We start from the raw sequence: 12,050 nt of genomic DNA, 5'->3' as shown, positions 1-12,050 counted from the left end.
CGCACTTCCCGGAGGAACCCCCGTGTTCTCAGCGCCCGAGCCGGTCGAGCAGACCGCGCACGCCCGGCTGATCGTCAGCACCCACCGCTCCGCGCTGCTGCGGGTCACCCTGCGGTACCGCGCCGACGACCCGCTGGCGGTCCGGATGGTCTTCCCCGCCGAGTACGCGCTGGACGCCGCCGAGCCGGGCGCCGACCTGCCGGACGCGGGCGCGGACGTCCTGACCGACCCGGCCGACCCGGCCGGTGCCGCCCCGGCCGACGGGGTCGAGTGGGTGTTCGCCCGTCAGCTGCTCGCCTCCGGACTGGACCTGCCCAGCGGCGAGGGCGACGTGCACGTCCGCCCCGGACTCGGCCAGCGCACCGTGGTCGAACTGCGCTCCCCCGACGGCGTCGCCCTGCTCCAGTTCGACCGCACCGAGCTGCGCCGCTTCCTGTGGCACAGCTACCTGGTGGTGCCCGAGGGGCAGGAGCTGCGCCACCTGGACTGCGACCGGGCGCTCGCCGAGCTGCTGGCCTGACCGGCCGCCGTCCCGGCCGGGTGCCCGCACGCCTCGCCAGGACGGCGGCCGCTCGGGCCGTTCGGGCCGCTCAGGCCGCTCAGGCCGCTCGGGCCGCTCAGGCCTTCTGGGTGCGCACCAGGTGCGCGTAGACCACCACGTTCCCGTCGTAGCCGCCCTCCCGGCTGAAGCCGCCCCCGCAGGTGATCAGCCGCAGCTGGGCGTCCGGCGTGGCCGCGTACACCTTGCGGTCCGGGAAGTCGCTCTTCGGGTAGACCTCCACGCCGTCGACCTGGAACCAGGCGTCGGACCCGTCCACCCGGGCGACCTCCAGCTGGTCGCCCTTGCGCAGCGCGCCCAGCCGGTAGAACACCGCCGGGCCGTGCGCGTTGTCGACGTGCCCGGCCAGCACCGCGGCCCCGCTGGAGCCGGGCGCGGCCCCGTCCCGGTACCAGCCGGCCAGGTTGCGGTCCTCCTCCGGGGGCGGCTGCAGCCGCCCCTCGCCGTCCAGGCCGAGCCGGGCCACCGGCGCGTCCACCCCGAGCACCGGGATCCGGACCCGCACCGGCGGCGAGGGCGGCAGCGCGGGGACGGCCGGGCCGACCGGGGTGCCGTCGTACGCCTGCGCGGCGACCGGCGCGGGCGGCAGGGTCCCGACCAGCCCGCCCTGCAGCAGCCAGGCGCCCGCGACCACCGCCCCGGCGGCCGCCACCGCCCCGGTCCACGTCCGCTCGCCCACCGCGCCCTCCGCCCGCCGACACCACGACCCGCCCAGTTCACCCGGCGTCCGGGGCCGCAGCACCCGGTGCGTTCTGTCCGAGTGACGCACCGGGTGACCCACCGGACGGCGCGCCGGGTGACGGCCCGTCAGCGGCCCGGCCGCCGCGCCGCAGCCGGGGCCGGGTCAGGAAGCCCTCCGCCAGCGCGGTGGCCAGCCCGATCGCGGGCAGCTCGGAGGCCTTCTCGTACAGCACGTAGCGCGGTTCCCACCCCGGCCGGTAGCGGGCGTTCGCCCGGTACCGCTCCTCCAGCCGCCACCAGCGGGACAGCGACCGCAGCACCCCGCGCCACAGCCGCAGCACCGGCCCGGCGCCCAGCCGCGGCTCGAAGGCCTCCCGGAACATCGCGAAGTTCAGCGACACCCGCACCACCCCGAACCCGGCGGCCCGGCCGAGCACGGTGGCGACGGCGTACTCGACCAGCCCGTCGTCGGACTCCCGGTCGCGGCGGACCAGGTCGAGCGAGAGGCCGTCCGCGCCCCACGGGACGAAGGACAGCAGGGCGGACGTCCGCCCGGCCGGGTCGCGGCACTCGGCGAGCAGGCAGTCGCCGTCCGCGGGGTCGCCGAGCCGGCCCAGCGCCATCGAGAAGCCGCGCTCGGTGCGGCCGTGCCGCCAGGCGTCGGCCAGCCGGACCAGGTCGGCGAACTCCCCGGGCGGGACGTCCCGGTGACGCCGGACCAGCACCGTGTAGCCCGCCCGCTCCACCCGGTGGCAGGTCTGCCGCAGGCCGCGCGCCTCCCGGCCCTCCAGGGTGAAGCCCGCCGCGTCGACCACCGCCTCGTCGCCCAGGTGCAGCGCGCGCAGCCCGGCCGTCCGGGCGTACGCCGTGCCGCCGCGCTCCCCGGCACCGGTGACGGCGGGGACCCAGGCGTGCGCGCGGGCCAGCCGGTGCCACTCCCCGATCGCCTGCGGCCAGGCCTCCGGGTCGCCGACCGGGTCGCCGGAGGCCAGCGCCACGCCGTTCACCACCCGGTAGGCGACGGCGGCCCTGCCGCCGGGCGAGAAGCACACCGCCTTGTCGCGGCGCAGCGCGAAGTAGCCCAGCGAGTCGCGTCCGCCGTACCGGGCCAGCAGCGCGCGCAGCGCCCGCTCGTCCTCGGGGCCCTGCCGCCCGGTGCCGTGCGGGGAGCGCAGCAGGATCCGCAGGGTGAGCAGCAGCAGGGCGGTGGCGAGCAGGTTGAGGCCGAGGTCGAGCCGGCCCGGCACGTCCACGCCGTCGACCTCGACCGTGCCGGAGACGGTGGCCAGCCGCAGCACCGCGTACCGGGCGGCCTCGTCCCAGCCGGGCGCCGCGCCGGTGTGCCAGAGCCGGACGGCGACCGCGCCGACGCCGGTCAGCAGCGCCCCGCCGAGCAGCAGCACGGCCGCGGCCAGCGGCAGGTTGCCGCGGCCGCCGCGGACCCGGAACACCGGGCGGGCGGCCAGCAGGGCCAGCAGCAGCGCCAGGGTCAGGGCGGCCGAGACCCAGTTGAACGGGTGCCCGCGGTACTCGGGGAGGGCCAGCGCGAGGGCGTAGACGGCGGCGTGGACGGCGGTGAGCGCCAGCGCGGCGATCCAGGCGGCCCGCTTGCGGCGGCGCAGCATGACGGCGAGCAGCCCGGCCAGCAGCGCGGTGGTGAAGCCGGGGGCGACCAGCACCGGGGTGAAGTACTCGCCGCGGTCGGCGCGTTCGACCCGGGCCCGGAACGGGGCGACCAGCGCGCCGAGCAGGTCCAGCAGGACGGCGATCCGCAGGTACCACCGGGCGGCCGCGGCGCAGCGCAGCCGCCAGGGCGCGGGCGGCCGCTCGGGCCCTGGCGGCTCGACGACGGGCGCGGGCACCGGCTGCGGCGCGGGGGCCGCCGGACCGGTCTCCGGGTCGGCGTCGGGGGTGCCGGCCACCAGGTCGTAGGCGGCGGTCTTGGCCGCGACCAGGCGGCGGTGGAACCGCTCCTCGCGGCGCTCGGCGCGGGCCAGCCGGCGGGGGCGGGCGCGGTAGCGCCAGCGGGCCCACGGGCTGGCCGGGCGGGCCAGGCGGACGGCGCCGACCAGGGCGAGCGGCCAGAGCATGATGCCCAGCAGCCCCGTCCAGGTCTTGCCCTTGAGCAGGCTGACCACGACCAGCGCGACCAGCACGGCCGCCCCGGCCAGGGTCGGCCCGTCCGGGTGCCGGGCGAAGCCGCCGAGCGGGAGCTCGCCGACCAGCAGCAGCCCGATCACGGCGACGGCGAACACCACGGCGTCCACCGAGGCGCGGCCCTCGGTGGACCAGTAGACGTCCTCGAGGTGCAGGACCAGCGCGAACTCGTCCAGCACCAGGCCCGCGCCGACGCCGAACCCGAAGCCCAGCAGGTTCCACCAGGCACCGCCGTCCCCGCGCAGCGCGAAGCCGGCCACCCCGCACAGCAGCAGCAGGGCCTGGCCGAACACCACGTGGTGGATGTGCAGCCCGCCCGGGGCCACGTTGCCGGGCCACCAGCGGACCTGGGCGCGGATCATCCGGGTGCTGAGCCGGATGAACAGGAACGACAGCACCAGGCCGAGCAGCAGCAGGAACAGCGGCTCCCGACCGGTGTCGACGATCCGGTCCCGGTAGGCGTCGATCAGCGGCTGCCACATCGGCGGGCGGAACCTCCGTGTCCGGGTCTGCGGGGCTGGTGCACCGTGCCATCTGACGTCAGGTCAACTCCGCGGCGGCGCTGCCGCTCCGGCCCGGTGCGCCGAACAGGTGAGCGTTTCGGCGCGGCGTCCCCCGGTCATCCGTACCCGGGCCGTGCTTACCGGCGCGACGGGCGGGCGCGTGCCATGCTGAGGCCGACTCCCCCGGACGACGCATCTCTCCATTCCATCTGATGGACCGTTCATCCGGCCGGTGACGTCCCCTGACTCCCTGGTGAACGGATGTGAGACATGGACGCCCTCTCCCGCAGGACCCTGCTGGCCGCCGGTGCGGCGACCGCCGCCACCCTCGCCGCGGGCTGCGCGAGCACCTCCGGGAGCGGGGGCGCCGCCCCGCCCGCGCAGGCCGACGGCCTCGCCGGGAACGGCAGCCCCAGCGCCGTCCCCAAGCCCCCCGCCACCCTGATCGGCGACGGCTCCACCTCCGACACCGGCCCGCAGCCCAACCAGCCCCAGGCCGTCCCGCTGGAGGCCGGGCAGCGGCCCCCGCAGTTCGTGGTCTTCTCCTGGGACGGCGCGGGCGAGCTCGACAACCAGCTGTTCAGCCGGTTCCGGAAGCTCGCCAGGGACCACGACGCCACCATGACGTTCTTCCTCAGCGGCATCTACACCCTGCCCGAGTCGAAGAAGTCGCTGTACCGCCCGCCGCAGCACCCGGTCGGCGCCTCCGACATCGGCTACCTCAGCGACCAGCACATCCGCGCCACCATCGAGCAGGTCAGCGCCGCCTGGCTGGAGGGCCACGAGATCGGCACCCACTTCAACGGCCACTTCTGCGGCGCCAACGGCGGCGGCAGCTGGTCGCCCGAGGACTGGGACAGCGAGATCCAGCAGGCCATGGACTTCGTCATGAACTGGCGCACCAACACCGGCAACACCGAGCTGCCCGCGCTGCCCTTCGACTACCGCAAGGAGCTCATCGGCGGCCGCACCCCCTGCCTGGAGGGCCAGCGCGGCCTGCTCCCCACCGCCGTCAAGCGCGGCTGGAAGTACGACAGCTCGGGCCCCGGCGGCCTGCAGATGTGGCCGCAGAAGTTCGCCGGCGGCGCGCTGTGGGACATGCCGCTGCAGTCCATCCCGTTCCCCGGGCACAGCTTCCAGGTGCTCTCGATGGACTACAACATCATGTACAACCAGTCCGGCGACAACACCAAGGGCGACCCCGGGCGGCAGGCGTTCTGGCAGAACCAGGCCCGCGACTCGTACCTGTCCGGGTTCGAGCGCGCCTACAACGGCAACCGGGCGCCGTTCATCATCGGCAACCACTTCGAGCAGTGGAACGGCGGCATCTACATGAACGCCGTCGAGGAGACGCTCAAGCAGATCGCCGACAAGCCCGAGGTCCGGATGGTCTCCTTCCGGCAGCTCGTCGAGTGGCTGGAGGTCCAGGACCCGGCGGTCCTCAGGAAGCTCCAGGCCCTCGCCCCGGGCCAGGCCCCGGCCGGCGGCTGGAACGCCTACCTCGGCGGCGCCGGGACCCCGGCGGGCGGGGCGGCGTCCCCGTCCGTCCCGGCGGTCGCGGGCGGCAAGTAGCCCCCGCTCCCCTTTCCCTTCCTCTCCGTTCCCCTCGTACCGGGCCGGAGCCGTTCGTCAGGCTCCGGCCCTCGCCGTCGCCCGGCCCGACAGCACCGCGCCGAACAGGGCGACCACCGGCATGGTCAGGAACACCGCGGCGAACGCCCCCGCCGGGAGCCCCGCCCCGCCGTCCGGGCCGTGCGCCGCGGCGACCGCGCCGCCGCCCAGGGCCGCGAACAGGACGCCCGCCAGGCCGGTCAGCAGCACGTTGCCCAGGGCGTCGCTGAGCTGCAGGGCCGCCGAGTTCCCGCCGGTCTCCTCCGGCTTCGACAGCTTCATCATCAGCACGCTGATGCTGGCGATCGCCATGCCCATCCCGGCGCCGCCGATCCCCCAGAACACCGCCGCCACCCACACCGGCACCGCCGGGAGCAGCACCAGCGCCGCCCCGCCGACCGCCACCGCCGTCGACACGAAACCGGTGCGGATCAGCGCCGCCCGGTGCCGCTCCGCCCCCGGCCGGCCCTGCAGCCAGGACCCGAACGCCCAGGACAGCCCGCCCGGCGCCAGCGTCAGGCCCGCCATCGTCACCGACAGCCCGCGCTGGGTCTGCATCATCAGCGGGATGAACAGCTCGGACGCGAAGAACGCGCCCGCCGCGACCCCGCGCAGCAGGATCACCGTCGGCAGCCCGCGCACCGCCCGCAGCGTGCCGCGCGGCAGCAGCCGCAGCACCGCCGGGCCCATCAGCGCCAGCCCCGCCGCCGCGGGCAGCAGCGCCCAGCCGTCCAGCCGCTGGCCCGCGTACTGCAGCAGCGCCGCGCCGACCGCGACCATCGCCGCGTCCCGGGTGCGCCGCCAGTCGTACGCACCGGCCCGCAGCGGCGGCTGGGACCGCTCGGAGCGGCGCAGCGCCGGGCCCATCACCGCCAGCGGCAGCAGCACCAGCACCGGCACCGCGAGGAACACCCAGCGCCAGCCGAGGTGCTGCGTCACCGCGCCGGAGATCACCGGGCCGAGGATCGAGGGCAGCACCCAGGCCGCCGAGAACGCCGCGAACACCGACGGCCGCAGCCGCTCCGGGAACGCCCGGCCGACCACCACGTACAGCGCGACGATCACCAGGCCGCCGCCCAGGCCCTGCACCGCCCGGCCCGCGACGAACATCCACATGTCCACCGCCGTGCCGGCCGTCACCAGGCCCACCGCGAACACCGCGATGCCGCTGAACAGCGGCGCGAGCGGGCCGCTGCGGTCGCACCACTGCCCGGAGACCACCATCGCCAGCAGCGTGGTGGTGAAGTACGCGGAGAACGCGAAGGCGTACAGGCCGATCCCGTCGAGCTGCTGGGCGGCCGTCGGCATCGCGGTGTTCACCGCCGTCGCCTCGAAGGCCAGCAGCAGCACCACCGACACGATGCCCAGGGTCAGCGCCCGCCACGGGCCGCTGAGCACTCCGCCGCCGTCGTCGGTGCCGGTGCCGTCGGGGAGGGGGTGCGCGGGTGCCGCCGTTTCGGCCGGGGAGGTGCTGGTCACTGAGACATGGTAAGTGCCATTTCCGCACTTTGATCCTGACCTGCAGACGGAACCCGGCCTCCTCCCCCGGCCCTAGGACCCGCGCCGCGTCCCGCCCCGCCCCGCTCCGTCCCGCCCTAGTGCAGCACCTTGAGCCCGACCACCCCGGACAGGATCAGCACCAGGCAGGTGATCCGGGCCGCGCTCACCGCGTCCCCCATCGCCGCCATCCCGTACACCGCGGTGCCCACCGCGCCGACGCCCACCCACACCGCGTAGCCCGTCCCCAGCGGGATCGACCGCATCGCGTACGCCAGCCCGCCCATCGACAGCGCCAGCGCCACCGCGAACACCACGCTCGGCACCAGCCGCGAGAACCCCTTCGACGCCTCCAGCGCCACCGCCCACACGGTCTCCAGCACCCCGGCAACGATCAGAACCACCCAGGCCATGACGACGGACTCCTCCGCAGTAGTCGAAACACCTACCGCGCCGTCTTGTCGTGCCGGGTACGACGCACCTCGTCCGGGGCCGCCGCGAAGGGCCGCCTCCCCTCCGACGGTAGCACGGCGCCGACACGCGGAATTCACCGCCGAATATTGACGCCGCCCCGGAGACGCCCGCTATAGTGAATTCACCGGAACGAATCCGGCGCAGTCCGTACCCCGCGACAGGAGATGGCGATGAACAGGAAGACGGCGGCCCTCGCAGCGCCCCGCACCTGTGCCCCCTGTCCCGGCTGCGCCCGTTCCTGTCGTTGCAGCTGTTGCGCCTGAGTCGCAACCCTCCCCAGCCGCAGGCCCGTTGACGCCTGCCCGTCGGCCCCCGCCGGCTCGCTCCACTCCACGACCATGTGCCCGAGTGGTTCAGGGAACCGTCTGCAAAACGGTTTACACGGGTTCGATTCCCGTCATGGTCTCCACTCGGAATTCACCGGTCGCCATTCCTTCCGCTCCGCCGGGAGGGGCGCCCGGCGAATTCTGCTGCCCTTTTTCCTTTTTCCCTTCCTCTCCCCCTTCCTTTTCCTCGCCCCGGCCGGGAATTCCCCGTTCTCCCCCGCAACGGCGGCGGGCGCCGACCGCGGTCCCAGGACCGCCGCCGACGCCCGTCCGTGCGCGCCTACCCCCGGCTACTCGATGACGCCGGGGTTGGCCTCGCCACCGCGCCAGGTGTCCTCGTCCTCGACCAGGTAGTCGGGACGCTGCCCCTGGTTCTTCTTCTTGCTGCCGCCGCCGCCCGAGCCGCCGTGCATCCCGGCCGCGCCCGCCTGCCCGGCCCGGCCCTTCCCGATGCCCGACCCGCCCTCGGTGAACGTCCGCCCACCGGCACCGGCCGCCTTGGCCCCGCCGATCGTGCCACCGCCCTTGCGCACCAGGCCGCTGCTGCCGCTCTTGCCACCGGCACCGCCCCGCGCACCGCCACCGGCACCGCCGTGCATGCCACCCATCCCACCGGCACCCACGGCCCCGCGGCCACCCGCAGCCCCGGCCCCACCGGACCCGGCCCCACCGGCAACCCCCCGGCCCGCCGACCCCGCAGCACCCGAACCACCGGCCGTCCGGCCACCACCGCCGGTGGCCCCCGCCAGCCCGCCGCCGGACACCCGGCCACCACCGAGACCACCGCCACCGGCCACGTACCCGCCACCACCGACCCCCGGCAGGTAACCGCCACCACCGCCGATCCCGCCACCGCCGGCACCACCACCACCGGCACCACCACCGGGCAACGTCCCCACCCCGCCGGGCACCCCGGTCCCCGGCCCGATCGGCACCCCCACCGAAGGCGGCAGGTCGATCCCGTCGATCCCCGTTCCCGGGCTCGACGGCGACGGCAGGTGCCCGGGCGCGGGCATCGTCGTCATCGGGGGGATCCCGGGCGACGTCGGGTGCCCGGGCGACGTCGGCTGCGTGACCCCGGGCTGCCCGGGCGACACCTGCTGGGGCGGCGTGGTCTGCTGCGGCGTCTCCTTGGGCGGCAGCATCTCCGGCAGCTTCCCCACCGGGGGGATGCTGCCCTTGCCACCCGGGTCGTCCGGCGGCGGCGGGAAGGGCTTGCTGCTGTTCCAGTCCTTGGTCGGGGGCTCGGGCATCTCCGCGGCGGCCTGCTGGTAGTACGGAGCCAGGTACTCCATGGTGCCGATGGCGTACTGGTGCTGGATCTCGGTGGCCGAGAGCTCGTCGTAGTTCTTGTTGACGGCGTCGAAGCGGTTCATGCCGCTGGCGAGGTCCGCCTTGAACTGGGCGTCCGACCGGTCTCCGAGGTCGCCGACGAACTTGAGTCCGCTGCTCAGCTGGCTCGGGACCGAGATGTCACTCATGTTGTCCTGCGCCGCTTTGAGTGCGTCGGAGGCGAGGTGCATGGCGGAAGAGGTCTTCGCGGCGTGCTCCGCCGTGTTGGCCAGGCAACTCTGGATGTCGGCAGCCTTCTTGGCGAAACCGTCCGCCGCGGCACCTTCCCAGTTGGCCCTGGCGTGGTCGAGCGCCTGCTGGAGCTCGTCGATGGCGGCCTGCAGGTCCGAGGAGGCGTTGCCCCAGTGGGTGGCTGCCGTCTTGAGGGTGTCGGGACGTGCGGACTTGAGCATCGCCTTGAGCGGGATGAGTGCCTGGTTCTCGTACTCGGGAAAACGCTCGTCCATGTCAGTTCGCCCCCTGCCCGTACTGGGTCATGGCTGCCGAGTTCTCCGCTTCCTGGCCCTTGTAAGCGTTGTTGACGGTCTGTGCCTTGTCACCGAAGTCGCTGATCAGCGAGTTCAGCCCCGCGATGGTGGTGCTCAACCAGCTCTGCATCCGGCTGTGCGCCTGGTACAGGTCCGTGGCGTGGCTGAAGTTCACCCCGAACGCCTCCGCCGGAACCTCGGTGCCGTATGTGCTCCGATCAGCAGTCTGCGCCATGTTCTGCTGGATCACCCGCAGTCGCTTGACGACTGCCTCCAACTCGTCGGTGTTGACGCGGTATCCGTCAGCCACGTGGCCTCTCCTCCCCCTGGAGTGTTGGTTGCTTCCTCGTACGCGCCCAACCACCTGTCCGCACGGTTCAGTTGGTCGGAGCGTTCAATCGTATCGCCAGCACAGCGTCCGAACCCATGGGCGTGTCAACGCTGTTGCTGGTTCCCTCCGGGCCCCTGGTGGGGGTACTGCGGCGGTGCCTGCTGCCCGTACGGCTGCGGCTGCTGCGGGTACCCCGGCGGCGGCGCCTGACCACCGTAGGGCTGCTGACCGCCGTAGGGCTGACCGCCGTACGGCTGCTGGCCGCCCGGCCACGCCTGCGGGGCGCCGTACGGCGGCATGCCCTGCGGCGGCACGGGCGCGGGCTTGCGCCGGGACTTGAGGACCACGACGAGAACGATGACCAGGAGGATGACAGCGAGTCCGACCACCGCGAGGACCACCCCCACGCCCAGGCCCGTACTCGAAGACTTCTTCACCATGTTGGGGCTCGCCGGAAGCGTCTTCGCCGGATCCGCACCACCACCCGTGGCCGCGCCCTGGGTGGGCGAGGCGTCGCCACCGGTCCCGGCGACAGCGGCGAGCGGGCCCTGCGGAGAACCGGCGGGGATGTCCGCGGTCAACGCGTCGTAGGGCGACAGGACGCCGTAACCGTAGTGCGGGTCAGGCAGCTTGCCGCCCTGCCCACCCCCCGGAACCTTCGCCGACTTGACCAACCGGTCAGCCACTTGGCCTGCCGTCAGGTCCGGGAACTTCGCCCGGACCAGCGCGGCCGCCGCAGAAACGTAGGCGGTGGCGTCCGAGGTGCCGTCGTCCATGCAGTACTGGCCGCTCCCGCAAGCACCCGCGGCGACGATCTCCGCCCCCGGCGCGACAATCATCACCTGCGGCCCGTAGTTGGACTTGGACCAGACCGCACCCGTCTTGTCAGTGGCAGCCACCGCAAGCACGCCCGGCTCGTTCGCCGGGGAACCGACCTTGTCGTAGGCGTCGTTGCCCGCCGCGGCGACGATGAGCACATCGTGCTGGGCCGCGTAGGCGACCGCCTCCGTCAGTTCGGGTTTCGACTTCGAGGTGTTGTAACTGCCCTGGGAGATGTTGATGACCTTGGCACCGTGGGTGACCGCCCACTTGATGCCTTCCGGGATCGCGTCTCCGCCCGATGCCGACTCCTTGAAGACGGGCAGGACCTTCGCGCTCGGCGCCAGACCGACGACCCCTGCTCCGTTACCGTGCCCGTGCCCGACGATGAGACTGGCCATGCTCGTTCCGTGGGCCACCGTCGGGTGCTCGTTCTCCCCCGTACCGCTCGGGTCGTAGCCCTTGAGCACCGAACCAGCGATGTCCGGGTGCGTGGCGTCGACACCGGAGTCGATCACCGCGACGATCACGCCGTCGCCCTTGCTGACCGACCACACCTTGTCCAGGTCGAAGTACGCGTTCGTCCACTGCGCGTCCCGCACCTGGTCCGCCGACGCCGTCGGTGCGGCGCTGAGCAGCAGGGCCCCGGTCAGTGTCGTCGCGCCGAGCAGGCGCACGGCTTTGGTCAGCGTCATCAGTACCCCGTCAGTCGATCGTCGGCCCGTTCGCTCTCGCAGCGCCCCCGGAACGTGGGACGGGTCCGATCGTATCGTCCGTCACCCGTCCCGACACGGGGCTCTCGTGACGGGTGCAGAACATTTCACCTGACCTTGTCCTGCGGTCGGCTGCCGCCCTGGTGGGGCTGCTGACGCGGCGTCCGGCGGGGGCGCGTCGTTCACGCACCGGTGCGGGGGAAAGGGCCGGTGAGGGCGGTGGGGGGCTGTGCTATGAATGGCGCGTCGTTCATCCAGGGGGATCTTGTGACGTACCCGCCGCAGTCCGGCGTGTCCGGTGCGGGGCAGCCGGTGCCGCCCTATCAGCAGCCGCCGTACCAGCAGCAGCAACAACCGCCGTACCAGCAGGCTCCGTACCCGCAGCCGCCGTACCAGCAGTTCCCGCCGCACTTCCCGCAGCAGCAGCCGCAGTTCCCCCAGCAGTTCCCGCCGTACGCGGCGCCGCAGGCGGGGCGGCGGGGCGGGGTGGGGCGGGGGTTGGCGTGTGCGGGGGTGGCGCTGGTGGTGGTGGCGGGGGTGGTGGCGGGCGGGGTGGGGT

At 74.0% G+C, this 12,050-nt stretch carries 9 protein-coding genes, 1 tRNA gene, 1 pseudogene and 1 riboswitch; of the genes and pseudogenes, 4 read left to right on the top strand and 7 right to left on the bottom strand.

What is annotated here, in order from left to right; all coding sequences use genetic code 11:
* Nucleotides 1–22: 22 nt before the first annotated feature.
* Nucleotides 23–520: an SsgA family sporulation/cell division regulator gene (locus tag OO57_RS29150; RefSeq protein WP_033255693.1), complete on the top strand. Its 498-nt coding sequence runs from the start codon at nucleotides 23–25 to the stop codon at nucleotides 518–520.
* Nucleotides 521–617: 97 nt separating this feature from the next.
* On the opposite strand, the gene OO57_RS29145 is transcribed toward OO57_RS29150, so the two are convergent.
* Both OO57_RS29145 and OO57_RS29140 read right to left on the bottom strand, forming a co-directional pair.
* On the bottom strand, nucleotides 618–1,238 hold the full coding sequence (locus OO57_RS29145; RefSeq protein WP_051778380.1) for a class F sortase: 621 nt from the start codon (nucleotides 1,236–1,238) through the stop codon (nucleotides 618–620).
* 37 nt (nucleotides 1,239–1,275) lie between these two features.
* Entirely contained in the window at nucleotides 1,276–3,879 is a 2,604-nt protein-coding gene (locus OO57_RS29140; RefSeq protein ID WP_081974040.1) for a phosphatidylglycerol lysyltransferase domain-containing protein, read from the bottom strand.
* Nucleotides 3,880–4,170: 291 nt separating this feature from the next.
* Between OO57_RS29140 and OO57_RS29135 the strand changes: the two genes are divergently transcribed.
* Nucleotides 4,171–5,472, top strand: coding sequence for a lipoprotein (locus OO57_RS29135; RefSeq protein WP_033255692.1), 1,302 nt, complete (start codon nucleotides 4,171–4,173; stop codon nucleotides 5,470–5,472).
* A 57-nt stretch (nucleotides 5,473–5,529) separates the two neighbouring features.
* Here OO57_RS29135 and OO57_RS29130 read toward each other — a convergent pair whose 3' ends face one another.
* Nucleotides 5,530–6,990 carry an MFS transporter gene (locus OO57_RS29130; RefSeq protein WP_033255691.1) on the bottom strand — a complete coding sequence of 487 codons (1,461 nt, stop codon included), beginning with the start codon at nucleotides 6,988–6,990 and terminating at the stop codon, nucleotides 5,530–5,532.
* A 116-nt stretch (nucleotides 6,991–7,106) separates the two neighbouring features.
* Complete coding sequence (locus OO57_RS29125) at nucleotides 7,107–7,421, bottom strand: DMT family transporter (protein ID WP_033255690.1); 315 nt, start codon at nucleotides 7,419–7,421, stop codon at nucleotides 7,107–7,109.
* 34 nt (nucleotides 7,422–7,455) lie between these two features.
* A riboswitch (guanidine-III (ykkC-III) riboswitch) is annotated at nucleotides 7,456–7,521 on the bottom strand.
* 295 nt (nucleotides 7,522–7,816) lie between these two features.
* On the opposite strand from OO57_RS29125, the gene OO57_RS29115 reads away from it, so the two are divergent.
* Nucleotides 7,817–7,891, top strand: a tRNA-Cys gene (locus OO57_RS29115).
* A gap of 207 nt (nucleotides 7,892–8,098) precedes the next feature.
* On the opposite strand, the gene OO57_RS47000 is transcribed toward OO57_RS29115, so the two are convergent.
* The 3 genes from OO57_RS47000 to OO57_RS29100 all read right to left on the bottom strand — a co-directional run bounded on the left by OO57_RS47000 (nucleotide 8,099) and on the right by OO57_RS29100 (nucleotide 11,473).
* Complete coding sequence (locus OO57_RS47000) at nucleotides 8,099–9,607, bottom strand: WXG100 family type VII secretion target (RefSeq protein ID WP_051778379.1); 1,509 nt, start codon at nucleotides 9,605–9,607, stop codon at nucleotides 8,099–8,101.
* Between the two features lies 1 nt (nucleotide 9,608).
* Nucleotides 9,609–9,938, bottom strand: coding sequence for a hypothetical protein (locus OO57_RS29105; RefSeq protein WP_033255688.1), 330 nt, complete (start codon nucleotides 9,936–9,938; stop codon nucleotides 9,609–9,611).
* Nucleotides 9,939–10,063: 125 nt separating this feature from the next.
* A complete protein-coding gene (locus OO57_RS29100; protein ID WP_033255687.1) occupies nucleotides 10,064–11,473 on the bottom strand; it encodes a S8 family serine peptidase in 1,410 nt (469 codons plus the stop codon).
* Nucleotides 11,474–11,803: 330 nt separating this feature from the next.
* On the opposite strand from OO57_RS29100, the pseudogene OO57_RS29095 reads away from it, so the two are divergent.
* Nucleotides 11,804–12,050, top strand: a pseudogene (locus OO57_RS29095) (hypothetical protein); the annotation flags it as partial.

This window comes from Kitasatospora phosalacinea, from assembly GCF_000717185.1.
GTDB lineage: Bacteria > Actinomycetota > Actinomycetes > Streptomycetales > Streptomycetaceae > Kitasatospora > Kitasatospora phosalacinea_A.
This window is presented reverse-complemented; position numbering and strand designations above follow the sequence as displayed.